General features: G+C 45.9%; 17 protein-coding genes and 1 pseudogene. 14 read left to right on the top strand and 4 right to left on the bottom strand.

Features of this window, described 5'->3' with window-relative positions; translation table 11 throughout:
* Positions 1 to 53 precede the first annotated feature (53 nt).
* The 4 genes from purM to purD are packed head-to-tail and all read left to right on the top strand — an operon-like array spanning position 54 to position 4,497.
* Positions 54 to 1,094, top strand: coding sequence for a phosphoribosylformylglycinamidine cyclo-ligase (purM, locus tag AAGG74_RS21665; RefSeq protein ID WP_162104262.1), 1,041 nt, complete (start codon positions 54 to 56; stop codon positions 1,092 to 1,094).
* On the top strand, positions 1,091 to 1,696 hold the full coding sequence (gene purN, locus AAGG74_RS21670; RefSeq protein WP_429677191.1) for a phosphoribosylglycinamide formyltransferase: 606 nt from the start codon (positions 1,091 to 1,093) through the stop codon (positions 1,694 to 1,696). The genes purM and purN overlap by 4 nt, the downstream gene beginning before the upstream one ends.
* Positions 1,675 to 3,213, top strand: a complete 1,539-nt coding sequence (gene purH / locus AAGG74_RS21675) for a bifunctional phosphoribosylaminoimidazolecarboxamide formyltransferase/IMP cyclohydrolase (RefSeq protein ID WP_429677192.1) — start codon at positions 1,675 to 1,677, stop codon at positions 3,211 to 3,213. The genes purN and purH overlap by 22 nt, the downstream gene beginning before the upstream one ends.
* 15 nt (positions 3,214 to 3,228) lie before the next feature.
* Positions 3,229 to 4,497 carry a phosphoribosylamine--glycine ligase gene (gene purD, locus AAGG74_RS21680; protein WP_429677193.1) on the top strand — a complete coding sequence of 423 codons (1,269 nt, stop codon included), beginning with the start codon at positions 3,229 to 3,231 and terminating at the stop codon, positions 4,495 to 4,497.
* Positions 4,498 to 4,532: 35 nt separating this feature from the next.
* On the opposite strand, the gene AAGG74_RS21685 is transcribed toward purD, so the two are convergent.
* Positions 4,533 to 4,955, bottom strand: a complete 423-nt coding sequence (locus AAGG74_RS21685; protein ID WP_162104258.1) for an Lrp/AsnC family transcriptional regulator — start codon at positions 4,953 to 4,955, stop codon at positions 4,533 to 4,535.
* Between the two features lie 143 nt (positions 4,956 to 5,098).
* Here AAGG74_RS21685 and AAGG74_RS21690 point away from each other — a divergent pair, with 143 nt between their 5' ends.
* Positions 5,099 to 6,355, top strand: coding sequence for an APC family permease (locus AAGG74_RS21690; RefSeq protein ID WP_429677195.1), 1,257 nt, complete (start codon positions 5,099 to 5,101; stop codon positions 6,353 to 6,355).
* Positions 6,356 to 6,369: 14 nt separating this feature from the next.
* Here the strand turns inward: AAGG74_RS21690 and AAGG74_RS21695 are convergent, their stop codons facing one another.
* A complete protein-coding gene (locus tag AAGG74_RS21695; RefSeq protein WP_162104256.1) occupies positions 6,370 to 6,603 on the bottom strand; it encodes a YgaP family membrane protein in 234 nt (77 codons plus the stop codon).
* A gap of 123 nt (positions 6,604 to 6,726) precedes the next feature.
* Here AAGG74_RS21695 and AAGG74_RS21700 point away from each other — a divergent pair, with 123 nt between their 5' ends.
* The 8 genes and pseudogenes from AAGG74_RS21700 to AAGG74_RS21735 all read left to right on the top strand — a co-directional run bounded on the left by AAGG74_RS21700 (position 6,727) and on the right by AAGG74_RS21735 (position 17,458).
* Entirely contained in the window at positions 6,727 to 8,469 is a 1,743-nt protein-coding gene (locus AAGG74_RS21700; RefSeq protein ID WP_429677197.1) for an adenine deaminase, read from the top strand.
* A gap of 26 nt (positions 8,470 to 8,495) precedes the next feature.
* A pseudogene (locus AAGG74_RS21705) lies at positions 8,496 to 9,492 on the top strand (DUF3048 domain-containing protein).
* Positions 9,493 to 9,494: 2 nt separating this feature from the next.
* On the top strand, positions 9,495 to 9,809 hold the full coding sequence (locus AAGG74_RS21710) for a YerC/YecD family TrpR-related protein (protein ID WP_162104254.1): 315 nt from the start codon (positions 9,495 to 9,497) through the stop codon (positions 9,807 to 9,809).
* A 258-nt stretch (positions 9,810 to 10,067) separates the two neighbouring features.
* On the top strand, positions 10,068 to 10,754 hold the full coding sequence (gene pcrB, locus AAGG74_RS21715) for a heptaprenylglyceryl phosphate synthase (protein WP_429677198.1): 687 nt from the start codon (positions 10,068 to 10,070) through the stop codon (positions 10,752 to 10,754).
* Between the two features lie 61 nt (positions 10,755 to 10,815).
* A complete protein-coding gene (pcrA, locus tag AAGG74_RS21720; RefSeq protein WP_162104252.1) occupies positions 10,816 to 13,035 on the top strand; it encodes a DNA helicase PcrA in 2,220 nt (739 codons plus the stop codon).
* 23 nt (positions 13,036 to 13,058) lie between these two features.
* On the top strand, positions 13,059 to 15,065 hold the full coding sequence (ligA, locus tag AAGG74_RS21725) for an NAD-dependent DNA ligase LigA (protein WP_429677199.1): 2,007 nt from the start codon (positions 13,059 to 13,061) through the stop codon (positions 15,063 to 15,065).
* 15 nt (positions 15,066 to 15,080) lie between these two features.
* Complete coding sequence (locus AAGG74_RS21730; protein WP_162104250.1) at positions 15,081 to 16,271, top strand: CamS family sex pheromone protein; 1,191 nt, start codon at positions 15,081 to 15,083, stop codon at positions 16,269 to 16,271.
* Positions 16,272 to 16,456: 185 nt separating this feature from the next.
* Positions 16,457 to 17,458 (top strand): phosphotransferase enzyme family protein, encoded by a 1,002-nt coding sequence (locus AAGG74_RS21735; protein WP_429677200.1) that lies wholly within the window; start codon positions 16,457 to 16,459, stop codon positions 17,456 to 17,458.
* A gap of 37 nt (positions 17,459 to 17,495) precedes the next feature.
* On the opposite strand, the gene AAGG74_RS21740 is transcribed toward AAGG74_RS21735, so the two are convergent.
* Both AAGG74_RS21740 and putP read right to left on the bottom strand, forming a co-directional pair.
* Positions 17,496 to 18,194 carry an MgtC/SapB family protein gene (locus AAGG74_RS21740; RefSeq protein WP_162104248.1) on the bottom strand — a complete coding sequence of 233 codons (699 nt, stop codon included), beginning with the start codon at positions 18,192 to 18,194 and terminating at the stop codon, positions 17,496 to 17,498.
* 107 nt (positions 18,195 to 18,301) lie between these two features.
* The gene (gene putP, locus AAGG74_RS21745; RefSeq protein ID WP_162104247.1) at positions 18,302 to 19,783 is read right to left on the bottom strand and encodes a sodium/proline symporter PutP; all 1,482 of its coding nucleotides are present in this window, start codon (positions 19,781 to 19,783) and stop codon (positions 18,302 to 18,304) included.
* A 411-nt stretch (positions 19,784 to 20,194) separates the two neighbouring features.
* On the opposite strand from putP, the gene gatC reads away from it, so the two are divergent.
* A complete protein-coding gene (gatC, locus tag AAGG74_RS21750; RefSeq protein ID WP_024715828.1) occupies positions 20,195 to 20,485 on the top strand; it encodes an Asp-tRNA(Asn)/Glu-tRNA(Gln) amidotransferase subunit GatC in 291 nt (96 codons plus the stop codon).
* Positions 20,486 to 20,493 lie beyond the last annotated feature (8 nt).

A 20,493-nucleotide genomic window follows, 5' to 3' on the forward strand; every position in this document is an offset into this window, starting at 1 on the left:
TCTGCCCTCGTACAGGGAGATATTTTGAAAAGCGCCTTAAAGGAGTGAATAGGATGTCTGAAGCATATAAAAACGCAGGAGTTGACATCGAAGCCGGATATGAAGCTGTAAAACGAATGAAAAAACATGTGGAGCGCACAAAACGACTTGGCGTGATGGGCAGCCTCGGCGGTTTTGGCGGCATGTTTGACCTGTCTGAGCTTTCTTATCAAAAGCCCGTTTTAATCTCGGGAACGGACGGTGTCGGTACAAAATTAAAGCTCGCTTTTTCAATGGATAAGCATGACACGATCGGTGTGGACGCTGTTGCGATGTGTGTCAATGACGTACTGGCACAAGGTGCAGAGCCGCTGTTTTTCCTCGATTATTTAGCGGTCGGAAAAGCGGATCCTGTGAAAATTGAGCAGATCGTACAAGGTGTGGCAGACGGATGTGAGCAGTCAGGTTCAGCTTTAGTCGGCGGCGAAACGGCTGAAATGCCGGGACTATATACAGCTGATGAATACGATATTGCCGGTTTCTCAGTCGGAGTGGCGGAAAAGGACGAAATCGTGACTGGCGGCAATATCAAAGCAGGTCATCTTTTGATCGGCCTCAGCTCCAGCGGCCTTCACAGCAACGGATTTTCTCTGGTGAGAAAAGTGCTTTTGGATGATGCTGAGCTGGATCTTGATACAGCATACGAACCATTTGGGCGCCCGCTTGGCGAGGAACTGCTTGAGCCGACAAGAATTTATGTCAAGCCTGTTCTTGCCGCAGTGAAAAGCGGGAAAATCGACGGCATGGCGCACGTAACAGGCGGAGGATTCATCGAAAATATCCCGCGCATGCTTCCAGACGGCTTAAGTGCGGAAATCGATCACGGCTCATGGCCGATCCCGCCTATTTTCTCTTTCCTGCAAAAGTACGGCAAGCTGAAGGAAGAAGACATGTTCAACGTTTTTAATATGGGAATTGGCTTTATTTTGGCAGTCAAAGAAGAGGATCTGACAGATGTGATCGAAACGCTTGAAAGCCATGGCGAAAAAGCCTATTTGATCGGGCGTGTGAAACAAGGCGAAGGCGTCACATTCGGCGGTGCGGCACTTTCATGAAAAAGTTCGCTGTATTTGCATCCGGGAACGGTTCAAACTTCGAAGCCATCGTCACGCGGATAAAAGAGGAGAACTGGGATGCGTCCGTATCGCTTCTCGTTTGCGACAAACCGCAGGCGAAAGTCATCGAACGGGCGGAAACGCACCAAATTCCATCCTTTGCATTTGAGCCGAAGTCTTACGAAAACAAGGCTGCATTTGAGCGGGCGATTATTGAACAGCTTCACCTTCATGATGTTGAAATGATTATTCTTGCCGGCTACATGAGGCTGATCGGCGATACGCTGCTTCAGGCATACGGAGGGAAAATCATTAATATTCACCCATCGCTTCTGCCAGCGTTCCCGGGGATCGACGCAGTCGGACAGGCGTACCGGGCGGGTGTGAAGGTGGCCGGAATCACCGTACATTACGTCGATAAAGGAATGGATACGGGTCCCATCATTGCTCAGAAGGCAATCGAAATAGACGAAAGCGATACATTGGAAACGATCGAACAGCAGATTCAGAAGCTTGAGCATAAATGGTATCCGAGTGTGATTAAACAGCTATTAGGATTAAATAACAGAGGTGAAAAGGCATGGCCATTAAACGTGCATTAATCAGTGTTTCAGATAAAACAAATCTTGTTCCTTTCGTAAAAGAATTAACAGAGCTTGGCGTTGAAGTCATCTCAACAGGCGGAACGAAAAAGCTTCTTCAAGAGAACGATGTGAATGTCATCGGAATTTCTGAAGTGACAGGCTTTCCTGAAATTATGGACGGGCGGCTGAAAACACTTCATCCGAATATTCATGGCGGCCTTCTCGCAGTTCGCGGCAATGAAGAGCATATGGCGCAGATCAATGAACACGGAATTCAGCCGATTGATCTCGTAGTCGTCAACCTTTATCCATTTAAAGAAACGATTTCTAAAGAAGATGTCACATATGAAGAAGCGATCGAAAACATCGACATCGGCGGACCGGGCATGCTGCGTGCGGCTTCAAAAAACCATCAGGATGTGACGGTTATCGTCGATCCGGCGGACTACAGCCCAGTGCTGAATCAAATCAAAGAAGAAGGCGGCGTATCACTTCAGAAAAAACGCGAGTTGGCGGCAAAAGTATTCCGTCATACTGCGGCGTATGATGCGCTGATCGCTGACTATTTGACAGACGTTGTCGGTGAAAAAGAACCTGAGCAATTCACAGTGACCTTTGAGAAAAAACAATCGCTTCGCTACGGAGAAAACCCGCATCAGGAAGCGACATTCTATCAAACAGCACTTCCAGTCAAAGGCTCTATTGCGCAGGCGGAACAGCTCCACGGCAAAGAGCTTTCTTACAACAACATTAAAGACGCGGACGCGGCAGTTCAAATCGTACGTGAATTCACTGAGCCGGCTGCGGTGGCTGTGAAGCATATGAATCCGTGCGGCGTAGGAACAGGGAAAACGATCGCAGAGGCATTTGACAGAGCGTTTGAAGCAGATAAAACATCGATCTTCGGCGGCATTATCGCGCTGAACCGTGAAGTGGACAAGGCAACTGCGGAGGTGCTTCACAGCATTTTCTTAGAAATCATCATTGCCCCTTCTTTCAGCCAAGATGCGCTTGACATCCTGACTGCGAAGAAAAATCTTCGTCTGCTGACGCTTGATGTGGCTGCTGCCATTCAAAAGGAAAAACAGCTGACATCGGTTCAAGGCGGACTGCTGGTTCAAGATTTAGATATGCACGGCTTCGATGATGCGGAGATCAGCATTCCGACAAAAAGAGAGCCGAACGAGCAAGAGTGGGAAGACTTGAAGCTTGCTTGGAAAGTCGTCAAGCATGTGAAATCAAATGCGATTGTTCTCGCGAAGGACAACATGACAATCGGCGTGGGGGCAGGGCAAATGAACCGCGTCGGATCAGCGAAGATCGCCATCGAGCAAGCAGGAGAAAAAGCGAAGGGCGGCGCACTCGGATCTGATGCATTTTTCCCGATGCCGGATACTGTTGAAGAAGCGGCAAAAGCGGGCGTTACGGCTATTATTCAGCCAGGGGGATCTGTGCGTGACGAGGATTCTATCAAAAAAGCGGATGAATACGGCATTGCCATGGTGTTCACCGGGATTAGACACTTCAAACATTAAGGAGATGAAAACGACGTGAATGTATTCATTATCGGTAAAGGCGGAAGAGAACATACGCTGGCATGGAAGGCAGCGCAAAGCAGCCTCGTCGAGAATGTATTTGCCGCTCCTGGAAATGACGGCATGACAGCCTCCGCACAGCTTATAAATATTGAAGAAAGCGATCACGCCGGGCTTGTCTCGTTTGCAAAGGAAAATCAAGTCGACCTGACTATTGTCGGGCCTGAAGTTCCTTTAATTGAAGGTCTGGTCGATGAGTTTGAAAAAGCCGGTTTGCGCGTGTTCGGTCCATCAAAAGCCGCTGCGATCATTGAAGGCAGTAAACAGTTCGCTAAGGATTTAATGAAGAAATACGACATTCCGACCGCAGAATACGACACGTTTACCTCTTTTGAAGAGGCGAGGGCATATGTGCAGGAAAAAGGCGCTCCGATTGTCATCAAAGCAGATGGACTTGCAGCTGGAAAAGGGGTAACGGTTGCTATGACGGAGGAAGAAGCGATTGCATGCCTGCATGATTTTCTTGAGGATGAAAAGTTCGGTGATGCAAGCGCGTCTGTTGTCATTGAAGAATTTTTGTCCGGTGAAGAGTTTTCTCTGATGGCATTTGTCAAAGGGGAAAAAGTGTATCCAATGGTCATTGCCCAGGATCACAAGCGGGCGTTTGACGGAGATAAAGGCCCGAATACAGGCGGAATGGGCGCTTACTCTCCAGTTCCGCAAATTTCGGAAGAAACGGTTCGCCATGCTGTAGAAACGATCGTTAAGCCGGCCGCAAAAGCAATGGTACAAGAAGGCCGTTCCTTCACTGGCGTTTTGTACGCTGGATTGATGCTTACTGAAAACGGCTCGAAGGTCATTGAATTTAATGCCCGTTTCGGCGATCCGGAAACACAGGTCGTGCTTCCGCGCATGGAATCTGATCTGGTACAGGTGCTTCTTGATCTTTTAGATGATAAGGAAGTTGACTTAAGATGGAAGGATACCGCTGCTGTGAGTGTTGTGCTTGCTTCAGAAGGGTACCCGGAAAGCTATGCAAAAGGCACGCCGATCGGCAGCCTTGCAGCGGAAACAGAACAGGTTGTGGTCTTTCATGCAGGAACGAAAGCAAAAGGCGGAGAGTTTGTCACAAACGGCGGCCGCGTCGCCAATGTGACGGCTTTTGATGAAACGTTTGAAGCGGCGAGAGACCGAGTGTACAAAGCCGTTGATGAGATGATTAAGCCGGGGCTCTTTTTCAGAAAAGACATTGGCGCACGCGCTTTGAAGGCTGCCCGAAAATAAGTGCAAAACCCGCAGATTGAGCTGCGGGTTTTTTGTTATGCAAAAGCGGGGTGCTGAGCGGAGGAAGAAAGCACAACAAGTGTGGTCGGTTTGCCATGGGCCATCGAAGCGTCAATAAAATCCTCAAGCGTATGTACCGATTCTGTCACCACTTTTGTCACATAGCTGTACATCCCTGTAATGCGGTGATTTTCAGCCACATCTGGGTGCGCTGTGGCAAAGGCTGCGTAGTGTTTGCAGCTTTTCGGCTCCATCAGGATGAAAGCGGTGACATGCTTGTTTAGTTTTTCGTAACAGATATTCGCGCTGTACCCGGTAATCACTCCTTTGTCTTCCAGTTTCCTGACACGTTCCGCCGCGCTTGGCGAGCTGAGTCCGACAAGCTTTCCCAGCTCAACCATTGTTAATCTGCCATTTCGCTGCAAATGCGAGAGAATCTGAAGGTCTGTATCGTCCATTTGTCTGGCTCCTTTACATATTTAGGCGAATGAATGAAAATTCCTTTAATCATAAGGTGATACTGTTGATTTAACTTCATTGTAGCATATGGATGCCGTCTTATTTTTCCTATAATAAAGCCATCAATGGGAGAGGGGGTAGCATGTTGCCAAAGTTACAGCGTTCTATTACTTGGATACAAGGGACGGCGTTAACGATTGGGGCCGTTTTAGGCTGCGGAATATTGATTCTGCCGTCTGTCACAGCTGACGCAGCCGGTCCCGCTTCTTTATTTGTTTGGGTGTTTATGTCTTTTTTATCTTTTCTTCTTGTCGGCACGCTGGCCCGGCTTGTGAAAATAGCGCCCAGTGCGGGAGGAATTACGGCTTATGTGCAGCTGGCTTTTCAGAAAAAAGCCGGCACGGTTTTGGGCTGGATCATATTAGGGTCCGTTCCGATCGGCGTTCCCATCATCGCTTTGACTGGCGCGCATTACATCAGTTACATCATAAAGGCTTCCGATTGGCAGATTACTTTGATTGCGGGATGCATGCTGATTGTCTCAATTTTGCTTCATATGAGAGGTATTCAACTATCCGCGAATATCAGTACACTCGTCATGTGTGTCATCGTATTTCTTCTTGTCGCTTCGGTTGCCGTGTCATTGCCTCATGTCGAAGCAGCAGAATTTCAGCCGTTTCTTCCGCATGGCTGGCCTGCCGCGGGATCTGTTTCTGTGATGATTTTTTTCTCATTTGTAGGCTGGGAAATGATTACTCCATTGGCTGAGGAATTTCATCGCCCTGAAAAAGATGTCCCAATCAGCTTGTTTTTGGGAGCGGCTTGTGTGGCAGGGCTGTACATCCTGCTGTCATTTGTGACGATAGGGACTCATTCGTATGGAGAAAATGGAGAAATCGCATCGCTTGCCATGCTCATATCAAAAGGAGCTGGGGAAAGCGGCGTATATGTAACAGTATGTTTAGCGCTGTTTATCACATTTACCACCATTCACGCCAATATTGCGGGTTTTTCCCGAATGGTGTACGCATTGGCGAGAGAAGGGCACATTCCCGTCTATTTCGGAAAACTCGGCAAGACAAATCATACGCCTATCCGTGTATTGATAGCGCTGGCCGCAGTGTTTGGCTTAGTGCTGATATCGCATTGCCTGTTTCAAATCGATTTGACGACTCTGTTAAAAGGACCGAGTGCGGCTTTTATCGCATCTTACATATGTACAATGGCTGCAGCGCTGAAGCTGCTGAGCTGGAGAGATTCAGGCTGGTGGATGGCGCTCGGGGCGTTTGCGGCGTGCGCAGTGATTTACTCATTCAGCGGCTGGGCACTCCTTTATCCGACAGTGCTGGCAGCCGCAGGGTATCTCTATATAAAGAAAAAGCTTGCTCAAGAATCGTGAGCAAGCTTTTTTGTTTATCTGTTTTGATGCTCCTGTTCGTTATTGCCGGGAGCATTGTTTTGAAACATATAGGTCACAGGACAGAAGCGCAAGATTCCCGATCCTGCTTTCATGGCCCCCATAAAGATGTAAAAGAGGTGCATTCTGCACCAAGGTTTTTTCGAAAACTTTGCACTGGCGGCTGACATAATCGTCAGTCCGCATGCGATTCTGAAGACTGCATTGATGAGACTGATATTTGGCTTCATGGAAATCCGCTCCTTTGTACTTGCAAATGTAATTGACCTTCAAAAACTTGTTACGTTTTAATCATGCGTCATGAGGAAGGATGTGATAACATGAGTCTAATACATGTAAAGGAGAGTATGTGAATGTCCGAACGCACCTTTAACTGGAAAATCCAAGACATCAGGGCACAGGTTGATGTTGTAGACTCAAAGCTGCTTCCAACGCTCCTTTTACGGAATGCTCTCGTCTTAAATCCATATGTAAAACAATGGCTGAAAAAAAACATTTGGATTTATCAGGACCGCATTGTTTACGTGGGTCATGAACTTCCGAATCGAGCCGAAGAAATTCATACGATCGATTGTGAAGGAAAATACATTGTGCCGGGGTATATCGAACCGCACGCACATCCTTTTCAAATATATAATCCCCAAACGCTGGCGGAATATGTGTCTCAATACGGAACAACGACATTCGTGAATGATAACTTATTTTTGCTTTTACAAACCGGAAAAAAGAAAGCGCTTACCGTATTAAATGAACTTAAAAAGCAGCCTGTTCAATATTTTTGGTGGTCACGCTATGACCTTCAGACTGAGGTTCAGAACGAGGACCACGTTCTTCCGTTTGATGTCAGAAAGCAGTGGATTGAACATCCGGATGTGATTCAGGGCGGAGAAATGACCGGATGGCCTCGTTTAGTTGATGGTGATGATTTAATGCTTCACTGCATGCAAACTACAAAGAAGCAGAGAAAACGCATTGAAGGGCATTTCCCCGGCGCTTCGGATAAAACGCTTACAAAAATGAAGCTGTTCGGAGCGGATTGTGATCATGAAGCCATGACAGGTGATGAAGTAATGAGAAGGTTGGAACAGGGCTACTATGTTTCCCTTCGGAATTCTTCCATTCGCCCAGATGTAAGAAAAATCTTGCGGGAACTGCATGAAAAGGGATTCCGCTGTTATGACCACTTTTTTTACACGACAGACGGCGCGACACCGAACTTTTATAAAGGCGGCATGACAAATGAGCTGATCCGCATCGCGCTAGAAGAAGGTGTACCTGCAATCGATGCCTACAACATGGCATCATTTCATATTGCAAAGTATTATCAAATGGATGATTATTTAGGTGTGGTCGGACCGGGAAGATTGGCGTCGCTGAACATACTTGAAGATCCGTTACATCCGAATCCTGTGACTGTATTGTCAAAAGGGGTCATCCTTCGTGAAGACGGCTGTGATTTGAAGGCGTTTACAAAAATGAGCTGGGACAAAGGCGGTCTTGTCCCGCTTAAGCTTTCATATGATATGACGATGGATGATTTGCAGTTTTCCATGCCGATGGGCGTAAAAATGCGGAATGCGGTCATTATGGAGCCGTATATGATTGAGATTGACAATTCGATGGAACAGCTCTCGTTTGATCATGATGAAAGTTATTTGACAATGATTGATAAACATGGAAAATGGCGAGTGAATACGATGATAAAAGGGTTTGCTTCAAGCGTGCAAGGGTTTGTGAGCTCCTTTACGACGACAGGCGATATTGTCGCGATTGGAAAAAATAAAGCGGATATGCTGCTCGCATTCGCTCGCATGAAAGAGATCGGGGGAGGAATCGTCCTTGCGGAAAATGGGAACATTCTGCATGAAATTCCGCTTGCGCTATGCGGCTGTGCTTCTTCGGAAGCGTATGAAAATGTGCTGAAGAAGGAACAAAAGCTGATAGAGCTTTTGACTGAGAGAGGCTACGAGTTTTGTGATCCCGTCTATACGCTGCTCTTTTTGCAAAGTACACACCTTCCGTATATACGCATTACGCCGAGAGGAATCTTCGATGTCATGAAAAAAACTGTACTCTTTCCATCGATAATGCGTTAAAATATAAAAGAGCGGGGAGCCGACAAATGAAGAAATGGATGACAGGTTGCGTGCTATGTTTTGTGTTTTTTCTGCTTGTATCCTGTCAGCAGAAGGATGCTCTTCCGGATGCTGAAAAGAAGCTGAAAGCTCCTTTGACGGGACTGGAGACTGAACAGAAGGTAATTGAACGCCGGCCTGTTGCTGTTGTGGTGAACAATCACTTGAAGGCAAGGCCGCAATCAGGGCTGTCTAAAGCCGACATTGTCATAGAAGCGCTTGCCGAGGGGCAAATTACACGATTCTTGGCCATTTTTCAAAGCCAGATGCCTGAAACTGTCGGACCGGTGCGGAGCGCGCGGGAATATTTCGTCACTCTCAGCAATGGCTTTGACAGCATATTTGTCCACCATGGCTGGAGTCCCGGCGCCAAAGAGCAGCTGGAATCCGGAGCTGCCGATTATATGAATGGATTGGATTTTGACGGAAGTTTATTTTGGAGAGCTGATTTCAGCAAACCGCCCCACAATTCCTACACGTCTTATGAGAATATAAAAAAGGCGGCGAAGCAAAAGGGATACGAGCTGAAGCGGAAAACAGATCCGCTGCTGTTTCAAACATCAGAAGCAAAACCTGCAAATGAATCTTACAATGTTCGGGTAGATTATGGAACAAAGAACATTACAAATCTTGTCGAATACAACTATGATAAAAAAGCTGAATCTTATATAAGAAGCTCTGATGGTGTCATAACGACAGACCGGGAAACCGGAAAGCCGGTTGCAATGCAGAATATTTTCATTGTTGAAGCCAGCCATCATACTATTGATCAAGATGGAAGACGCGACATCGACCTGGAATCAGGCGGGAAAGGTCTGTTGTTTCAGTGCGGCAGCGTTATTGAAACAGACTGGAAACAAGTAAACGGAAGAATTGTGCCGGTGAAAGACGGCAAATGGCTGCCGTTTGTGCCAGGAAAGACTTGGATTAATATCGTGCCTGATCTCGATGCGGCTTCTATTACGTAAAGGAGAAGGTGTGTAACGATGCAAATCGATAAATTACGCGGCAAAGAGCTGGACCAATTATTCAACTCAATCTTATCGCTGAAAGACCTGGAGGAATGTTACCGGTTCTTCGATGATCTTTGCACAATTAACGAAATTCAATCGCTGGCTCAGCGCCTTGAAGTGGCGCGCATGCTTCGCGAAGGAAACACGTATCATAAGATTGAAACAGAAACAGGCGCTTCCACGGCTACAATTTCCCGTGTGAAACGCTGTTTAAATTACGGAAATGACGCTTATGAAATGGCGCTTGACCGTGTGAAGGGGACGGAAACAGAATCTTCTTCAAAATAAAAAAGAACCGCCCTGCCGCCGGCAAGGGCGGTTTTTTTATGCGACGTCTTCCTCCTGTTTTTCATTTCATAAGCAAGGAATCTTTTGTCTGAATCTTAGAGCTATTGAAGGCTTGCTGGATCTCTCTTTTTTTATGAAAAAAGAATCAAAACACCTTTTTCAGTGAATAACGAGATTAACGGCTTTTTCCGTTTTTCCGCGCTATGTGAATTTGTTATAATGTTTAAATGGTAACAAATGAATGGAGGAACGTATGACGTGTACGATGTAACGGAGTGGAAGCATGTCTTTAAACTCGATCCAAATAAAGATTTGCCTGATGAACAGCTGGAGATTCTTTGTGAATCAGGAACGGATGCGGTCATTATTGGCGGAAGCGATGGTGTGACAGAGGATAATGTCCTGCAGATGATGTCTAAGGTAAGACGGTTTTTAGTACCGTGTGTCCTTGAGGTGTCAGCTATTGAAGCGATCGTACCCGGCTTTGACTTATATTTTATTCCGAGTGTATTAAATAGTAAGAACGCGGACTGGATTGTCGGCATGCATCAGAAAGCCATGAAGGAATACGGAGAACTGTTGTCAATGGAAGAAATCGTAGCGGAAGGCTACTGTATCGCAAACCCTGATTGCAAGGCGGCGGCACTGACTGAAGCGGATGCCAAGCTGAGTATTGACGATATCGCCGCATATGCGCGTGTATCTGAGCTATTGCATCTTCCGATTTTTTATTTGGAATACAGCGGTATGCTCGGCGACATAGAAGCCGTGAAGAAAACGAAATCTGTATTGGAAACGTCCACCTTGTTTTACGGCGGCGGCATCAAGGATGCGGAAACGGCAAAGCAATATGCAGAACATGCAGACGTGATCGTTGTGGGCAATGCGGTATATGAAGATTTTGACCGGGCTTTGAAAACGGTAGCAGCGGTGAAAGGCGAGTAGTAAATTGTACGGATTTGGTTTATGATAGAACATATGTTTTGTATAGGCGGGTGAACAAATTTTGAATTATATTAGCAATCAATTACTAAGCGGATTAAACCCCGTTCAGCAGGAGGCAGTCAAAACAACGGACGGCCCTCTCTTGCTGATGGCGGGAGCGGGAAGCGGAAAGACGCGTGTCCTGACACACAGAATCGCTTATTTAATGGCGGAAAAGCATGTGGCGCCGTGGAACATTCTGGCGATCACATTTACCAATAAAGCGGCACGCGAAATGAAAGAGCGTGTGGAAAGCATTCTCGGACCTGGTGCGGACGATATTTGGATTTCCACATTCCACAGCATGTGCGTGCGGATTTTGCGCAGAGATATCGACCGGATCGGGATCAACCGCAATTTCTCCATCCTTGATACAGCTGATCAGCTTTCAGTGATTAAGGGGATTTTGAAGGAGCGCAATCTTGACCCGAAGAAGTTTGACCCAAGAAGCATCCTCGGCACGATCAGCAGTGCGAAAAACGAATTGACCGAACCAGAGGAATTCTCTAAAGTTGCCGGCGGCTACTATGATCAGGTAGTCAGCGATGTGTATACTGATTATCAGAAGAAGCTTTTGAAAAACCAATCGCTCGATTTTGATGATTTGATTATGACGACAATTAAACTGTTTGACCGTGTGCCGGAAGTGCTTGAATTTTATCAGCGTAAATTCCAGTACATCCACGTCGACGAGTATCAGGATACGAACAGAGCCCAATACATGCTCGTAAAGCAGCTTGCAGAACGTTTCCAGAACCTTTGCGTGGTCGGGGACTCTGATCAGTCGATTTATAGATGGCGCGGCGCGGATATCGCCAATATCCTTTCTTTTGAAAAAGATTATCCAAACGCCAGCGTGATTTTGCTTGAACAAAATTACCGTTCGACGAAACGGATTTTGCGCGCGGCGAACGAGGTTATCAAAAACAACTCAAACCGCAAACCAAAAAATTTGTGGACGGAAAATGATGATGGCATCAAAATTTCCTACTACCGCGGAGATAATGAGTTTGGCGAAGGACAGTTTGTAGCGGGGAAAATCCATCAGCTTTACAGCTCAGGTAAGCGGAAGCTGTCAGAGATCGCCATTTTGTACCGGACAAATGCACAGTCCCGTGTGATTGAGGAAACGCTTCTCAAATCTGGCTTGAACTATAACATTGTCGGCGGCACAAAGTTCTATGACAGAAAAGAAATCAAAGACATCCTCGCATACCTGCGCCTCGTATCCAATCCGGATGACGATATCAGTTTTACGCGTATTGTTAATGTCCCGAAACGCGGAGTCGGTGCGACATCACTTGAAAAAATAGCTTCGTATGCGGCGATGAATGGCTTGTCCTTTTTCCAAGCGATTCAGCAGGTCGATTTTATCGGGGTCAGCGCCAAAGCGGCCAACGCGCTCGACAGCTTCAGACAAATGGTTGAGAACCTGACCAATATGCAGGATTACTTATCCATTACAGAGCTGACAGAAGAAATTCTTGATAAAACGGAATACAGGGAAATGCTCAAGACTGAGAAATCAATCGAGGCCCAAAGCCGTTTAGAAAACATTGACGAGTTCCTGTCTGTTACGAAAAACTTTGAACAGAAAAGTGAAGACAAGACACTTGTTGCGTTCCTGACAGACTTGGCGCTGATCGCAGATATTGATCAGCTCGACCAGAAGGAGGAAGAGTCAGGAGGAAAGGATGCAGTCACCTTGATGACCCTGCATGCCGCAAAAGGGCTTGAATTCCCGGTTGTTTTCTTGATGGGGCTTGAAGAAGGCGTCTTCCCGCACAGCCGTTCATTAATGGAAGAAGCCGAAATGGAAGAAGAACGCCGCCTTGCTTACGTCGGTATTACAAGAGCGGAGCAGGAGCTTTATCTGACTAACGCCAAAATGCGGACCTTATTTGGCCGAACAAACATGAACCCGGAATCTCGCTTTATTGCTGAAATACCGGATGACTTATTGGAAAACCTAAATGAGAAAAAAGAAACAAGAGCGCCGTCTGCGAGAAAAATGCAGCCGAGACGCGGCCCTGTTTCACGGCCGGTATCCTACGCCAGCAAAACAGGCGGCGACACCTTAAACTGGGCAGTCGGAGATAAGGCCGGCCATAAAAAATGGGGCACAGGAACTGTCGTCAGCGTAAAAGGCGAAGGAGAAGGAACGGAGCTTGATATTGCTTTTCCGAGCCCTGTCGGTGTGAAACGCCTGTTAGCAGCGTTTGCTCCTATTGAAAAGCAGTGATTGAAGAGGAAAGGAAGAAGCAGATGGACAAAGAAACAGCGAAGCAGCGGACAGACGAACTGCGCCGCACGATCAACAAGTATAGCTATGAATATTACACCTTAGATGAACCGAGCGTCCCTGATGCCGAATACGACAGATTGATGCAGGAGCTGATTGCGATTGAGGAGGAGCATCCAGACCTCAGGACGCCCGACTCTCCTACACAGCGTGTCGGCGGGGCTGTGCTTGAAGCGTTTCAGAAGGTCACTCACGGCACGCCGATGCTCAGCTTAGGCAACGCTTTTAATGCGGATGATCTTCGTGATTTCGACCGCCGGGTGCGCCAGGCGGTCGGCGACGACGTGGCGTATAATGTGGAGCTGAAAATAGACGGTCTTGCTGTTTCTCTCCGTTATGAAGACGGCTATTTTGTCAGAGGTGCCACAAGAGGTGACGGAACGACAGGAGAGGATATTACGGAGAATTTGAAGACGATCCGCAATATACCGCTCAAAATGAAACGTGATCTGTCAATCGAAGTGCGCGGCGAGGCATATATGCCGAAGCGTTCGTTTGAAGCGCTCAATGAGGAACGGATCAAAAACGAAGAAGAACCGTTTGCCAATCCGCGAAATGCAGCTGCGGGATCACTCAGACAGCTCGATCCGAAAATTGCGGCGAAACGAAACCTCGATATCTTCGTCTACAGTATAGCGGAGCTTGACGAGATGGGTGTGGAGACGCAAAGCCAGGGGCTTGATTTTCTCGACGAAATCGGATTTAAAACGAACCAGGAACGAAAAAAATGCAGCAGCATAGAAGAAGTGATTGCGCTGGTCGATGAATTTCAGGAGAAGCGAGCTGACCTTCCGTATGAAATTGACGGCATCGTCATTAAAGTCGATTCTCTTGATCAGCAGGAGGAGCTTGGTTATACGGCGAAAAGCCCGCGCTGGGCCATCGCGTATAAATTTCCTGCTGAAGAGGTCGTGACAAAGCTTCTCGATATTGAATTAAATGTCGGCAGAACCGGTGTGATTACGCCAACCGCAATTTTGGAGCCGGTAAAAGTTGCCGGCACAACGGTCTCAAGAGCATCCCTTCATAACGAAGATTTAATTAAAGAGAAGGACATTCGGATTTTGGATAAGGTCGTTATTAAAAAAGCGGGCGATATCATTCCGGAAGTCGTGAATGTCCTCATTGAACAGCGCACAGGAGAAGAAAAAGAATTCAGCATGCCGACGGAGTGCCCTGAATGCGGCAGCGAACTCGTCCGCATCGAAGGAGAAGTGGCGCTCCGCTGTATTAACCCTGAATGCCCTGCGCAAATTCGGGAAGGGCTGATTCATTTTGTTTCCCGAAATGCCATGAACATTGACGGACTCGGCGAACGAGTGATCACACAGCTGTTTGAGGAGAACCTTGTCCGCAATGTGGCGGATTTGTATAAGCTGACGAAGGAACGGGTTATCCAGCTCGAACGCATGGGAGAAAAGTCAACTGAAAACCTGATCAGCTCCATTCAAAAATCAAAAGAGAATTCGTTAGAGCGCTTGCTGTTCGGACTTGGCATCCGCTTTATCGGTTCAAAAGCCGCAAAGACGCTTGCCATGCATTTTGAGAGCTTGGAGAATCTGAAAAAAGCTTCAAAAGAGGAGCTCCTTGCGGTCGATGAAATCGGTGAAAAAATGGCTGATGCGGTCATCACTTATTTTCATAAAGAAGAAATGCTTGAACTCCTGGACGAACTTCAGGAGCTGGGCGTAAACACACACTACAAAGGCCCGAAAAAAGTGAAAGCTGAGGACAGCGATTCTTACTTTGCGGGTAAAACTATTGTATTGACAGGAAAGCTGGAACAACTGTCAAGAAACGATGCCAAGGCGCAAATCGAAGCGCTCGGCGGCAAGATGAAAGGCAGCGTCAGCAAAAACACAGACTTGGTCATCGCCGGAGAAGCGGCGGGAAGCAAGCTGGCAAAAGCACAAGAGCTGAACATTGAAGTGTGGAATGAAGCGCAATTAATGGAAGAGCTAAAGAAATAAGAGGAGTGTTTTCTATTGAAAAAGACGTTGGCAATGGCGGCAACGGCGGCAGTGTTAATGCTGTCTGCCTGCTCGTCAGGTTTTGGGGGGGATAAGGAGGAAGAGATCACGCAAAAGACACCGAAATCGTCAGAAAAAGCGATTGTCCCGAAATATAATATCTCTGACTCCTATTACAAAATGGTGCTGCCGTTTAAGGCGGGAAAAGCGCGCGGCTTAACAACGGAACAGCTGAATACAAGATTGGACATTGATGAGTTTGAAACAGGGCTGATGCGTCTTGCCCAAGATTCGTTCTCGACTGACGATTATCTGTTCCAAGAAGGGCAATATTTAGATGAAGATACAGTGTTAAGCTGGCTGGCACGGAAAAAAACAGGATCTGATCTGAAAAAAGCCCAAAAAGATGATCAAAACTTTAAAAATGAAGGCTTGAACCCAGCGCTTCCAAGCTCCGGTTCCACAGAAGAAAAGAACGAAAACAGCCCGGTTTATTTAGCGTCCATGCTGGAACACGATTATTTAGTCAGAAAAGACAAAAATTCCATCCAGCTTGGCGGCGTGATGATCGGTCTTGCGTTAAACTCCGTGTATTACTATCGTGAGAAAACGGGCGATCCTCAAAAAGAAGTGGAAATTAAGGACAGCACGCTTCGTGAGCAGGGCGAAAAAATTGCACAAGAGGTCATTAACCGCCTCCGTAAAAAAGATAACTTGAAGAATGTGCCGATCACTGTCGCGCTCTACAAGCAGGCGTCAAAAACATCAATTGTTCCGGGGAATTTCATCGCTAAAACAGAAGTGAAGGCAGGCTCTGCGGATATTCCAAATTGGGATGACATCAAAGAAAAATACGTATTTTATCCGGCTGACGCAACGACAGCAGAAAAATACCCGGATGACTCAGAAGTCTTCAAGCGGTTCAAAAATTCAATTGAAGAATATTTCCCGAACTATACAGGCGTTGTCGGTACAGCGCTATATGAAAATGATGATATGAAAAAAATGAAAATTAGCATTCCAATGCAATTTTACGGAAAAAGTGAAGTCGTCGCATTCACCCAGTTCTTAACGGGAGAAGTGATGGACTACTACTCCAAGGGCTCGATTGATGTTGAAGTCAATATCACGTCCTCGGACGGACAGGAAGCGGTTATTATTCGCAATGCCGGAGATAAAGAGCCAACTGTTCACATTTATGAATGATCAACAAAGCAACCCCCTTGTGCCTATAAGGCCCGAGGGGTTTTTTGTGTTATAATTAGCAGGATAAGGAAATATGTTTTCGCTTCCGCCGAAGCACAAATCAAAGGGGAGGTATGTTGATGCTGGAATTCGTGTGAAAACAATGGGTATCAAATCAATAGCAAAAGAAAGGGAGTTAGAAAAACGTGCATAAAGAAATTAAAAAAATATTTCATGAAGATCAGGTTTTGGCAGAGGCGGCAGTGAGATATGGTTTCCGAAAGAGTCAGATGCGTTTTCTGGCAGATGCGGAAAACTACGTATATGAATGTATGAAAGACCATCAATCTTATATTTTAAAGATTACCCATACCATTCGAAGAACTTCAAATGATATGAGGGGAGAAATGGATTGGCTCCGTCACCTTGCAGAAGGCGGGCTTTCGGTTGCGAAATCGCTTCCATCGCTGAGCGGAAAAGATGTTGAAGAGGTGCCGGACGTAAATGGCGGTTTCTTTTTATTGAGAATCTATGAGAAAGCGCCAGGGCAAAAAGTGGATGAATCGGACTGGAATGAAATGCTATTTTATGAGCTTGGCAAATACACAGGTGAGATGCACAACCTGACAAAAAGCTACAAACTGAGCAATCCCGCTTTTAAAAGACAGGAATGGGACGAAGAGGAGCAGTTAAAGCTGAGAAAGTATGTGCCTGAAGATCAGACAAAGGTGTTTCAGCAAGCCGATTTGCTGATGAATGAACTGCGGCGTCTCCCGAAAAACCGGGACAGCTATGGTTTGGTGCATGCGGATCTGCATCATGGCAATTTTCATTGGGATCATGGCAAAATCACAGCATTTGATTTTGATGATATCGGCTACAATTGGTTCATTAATGATATCAGCATACTCCTCTACAATGTGCTTTGGTATCCTGTTGTGCCTTATGAAAATAAAGCTGCATTTACAGAGGAATTTATGACGCATTTCATGAAAGGATACTGGGAGAAAAATGATCTGGATCCCGCGTGGCTGAGAAGGATACCTGATTTTCTGCGCCTTCGCCATATGCTGATTTACGGATTGCTGCATCAGATGTTTGACCTTAACACAATAGGAGAAGAGGAAAAAGAAATGCTCGCCGGCTTCAGACGAGATATAGAAAATGGCACACCGATTACAGCATTTGATTTTTCCGCACTGATGTAGATAAAAAAGCCAATGGGATTCAATGTCCCATTGGCTTTTATAATGTATCACATTTAACGCCGACTACGCCTTCAATGTCTTTAATATCATAGTAGACATCGGTCGTGTACCTGTTTTTATGGACGCGGACCTTCACTTCCATAATTGGGAATTCCTTTTCGCCGAGGTCGTCGATCCGGACAGAGTGTGTTTTGATATCTCTTCTTTTCATTTCTTTTAAAATCTCTGTCATTTTGTCTTTATCAGAAAGCGACATTCTGATGCGGATGTCTTTTTCCTGCAGGCGGTCCGGACCGATCTTTCTGACTGCCCATGGCAGAAATTCCACACTGATCAGGATGAACAGAAGACTGGCAAATGCTTCTTTATAAAATCCGGCTCCCGTTGCCAGCCCAAGCCCCGCTGCTCCCCAGATCATAGCTGATGTCGTCAAGCCGGAAATGACATCATTGCTTTTTCGCAAAATGACACCGGCTCCGATAAAGCCGACGCCGGAAATGATTTGTGCCGGCAGACGCAGCGGGTCCATCATGATGCGATAGTATTTAGGGAAATGATATGCCGCATTTATACTGACGATCGTCAGCATGCATGAGCTGACGGCGATAACGATACAGGTTTTTAATCCGAGCGGTTTATTTTTTAATTCACGCTCCAGCCCAATGACCATGCCAATCAAAGTAGCAATGGCCAATTTTAATAAAATATCAGGATCAATATACCAGCTCAACAGCAAATTCCCCCCCTTCTCTAAGGTGTTTTTAAATAAATATGATTTTCTCACAGTATTTATAGCAAAACAAGAGCATAAAAGCCACCAAGCGTTGCTTGATGGCTTTTTGATTACTTTTTGCGTTTTAATAACAGTTTTTCCATGACACCGAACAATCGGTAAGAGGCTTTTGCAGGACGTTTTGTGATCAAGCTTCCGATAACACCCGCAATCATACTCAGGAAAAATCCTGGAATCATTTCATAGATACCTGTGGAGTCAGCTAAGCCAGTTGTAATCCAAATTAATACTGTGGCAGCTCCGACAATCATGGCTGAAAGGGCGCCCCATTCAGTCATTCGTTTCCAATACAGGCTCAGAAGAATAGCAGGCCCAAAAGCAGAACCGAATCCGGCCCATGCATAACCAACCAGATCAAGAATCGTGCTGCTTGGATTCAAGGACATCAGAACCGCAATAACTGCGATCATTAAGACTGACAGCCGACCGGCCAAGACCAATTCTTTATCTGATGCTTCCCTTCTGAAAAATGTCCGATATAAATCCTCGATCATCGCGCTCGCTGTTACCAGAAGCTGAGAAGAGATCGAACTCATAATGGCTGCTAAAATAGCAGACAGCAAAAATCCCGTAATCAATGGGTGGAACAAAATTTTAGAAAAAATAATGAAAATCGTTTCAGGATCACTTATAGCAACTCCGAATTTATGCGCGTAAGCCACACCGACTAAACCTGTTACGGTTGAACCTAGAATAGAGATGATCATCCAGCTCATGCCGATTCTGCGTGCAGGTTTTAAATCCTTGATATGCTTAATCGCCATAAAACGGACGATGATATGAGGCTGGCCGTAGTAGCCTAAGCCCCAGGCCAAATAGGAAATAATGCTAATGACGCTCGCGCCTTTAAATATATCCAATAGCTTTGGGTCTACAGCTGTAATCTCATGTAAAGCAGGAGAAACGCCGCCCAGCTGGGTAAAAGCAACGATCGGCACAAGCACTAGTGCTACAAACATGATCGCACCCTGTACAAAATCAGTCAAACTGACAGCAAGGAAACCGCCAAATAGTGTATACAACACAACAATACCTGTAGTCAGCAGAAGTCCAAGTGTATAATCGGCTCCAAAAGCAGATTCAAATAATCTTCCGCCTGATACCATACCAGAAGAAGTATACAGTGTGAAAAAGATCATAATGATTAAAGCTGATACAATTTTCAGCACTGATGAAGAATGCTGGAATCGTTTATCAAAGAAATCGGGAATCGTAATCGCGTCATCCGCCGCTTCCGTATAAGCTCTAAGACGGGGCGCCAATAGAAGATAGTTCGAATACGCGCCGATTGTTAAACCGAGTGCAAGCCATAATGTCGATAAGCCTGTCGCAAACATTGCGCCTGGTATTCCCATCAGCATCCATCCGCTCATATCCGCCGCTCCGGCAGACAAAGCAGTTACAAATGGCCCGAGACCTCTACCTCCAAGCATGTAATCATTGATGTCAGTTGTTTTCTTAAATGAGTACCAGCCGATTAACAGCATGGCAGAAAAGTAAATTCCTAATGATATAATAATTTCAATACTCACGTTTTACCCTCTTTTCACTAATAATGTTGCATCACCTCTCAAATTGATGGTGCCAGTTAAGCAGCCTGGCGCAAGTGCAAACCTTACAATCATTCGTTGGCAGGTGCACTTGTTAACTTAACCTAACAAAGTATTCCCGTCCATTCAAGCGATGAAACTTGGATATTCCGAGGAAAATACTGTTGTAAACCTAGAAGGGAACAGAGAATAAAACGCTTTCAAAAAATAACAAAAGTAAAAATTTTCAGAAAATTATTTTGTTTCTCCTTTGCCTCATTTTAGTATAAAATAAATAGGGTATTATCTCGGAATCACAAGCCAGTCCCAAGGCGTTTTGTTGCTTTAGAGGGCTTGTTTTTGATATGATCAGTATTATATGACTTAACGGAGAAATATGTGGAGGTGGATCATATGTCACGAATTTCAATAGAAGAAGTAAAGCACGTTGCGCACCTTGCGAGACTTGCAATTACTGACGAAGAAGCAAAAATGTTTACTGAACAGCTTGACAGCATCATTTCCTTTGCCGAGGAGCTTAACGAGGTTAACACAGACAATGTGGAGCCTACAACTCACGTGCTGAAAATGAAAAATGTCATGAGAGAAGATGAAGCGGGTAAAGGTCTTCCGGTTGAGGATGTCATGAAAAATGCGCCTGACCATAAAGACGGCTATATTCGTGTGCCATCAATTTTGGACTAAAGGAGGGA

Origin of the sequence: Bacillus mexicanus (genome assembly GCF_050445615.1) — a bacterium.
Classification (GTDB): Bacteria; Bacillota; Bacilli; order Bacillales; family Bacillaceae; genus Bacillus; species Bacillus mexicanus.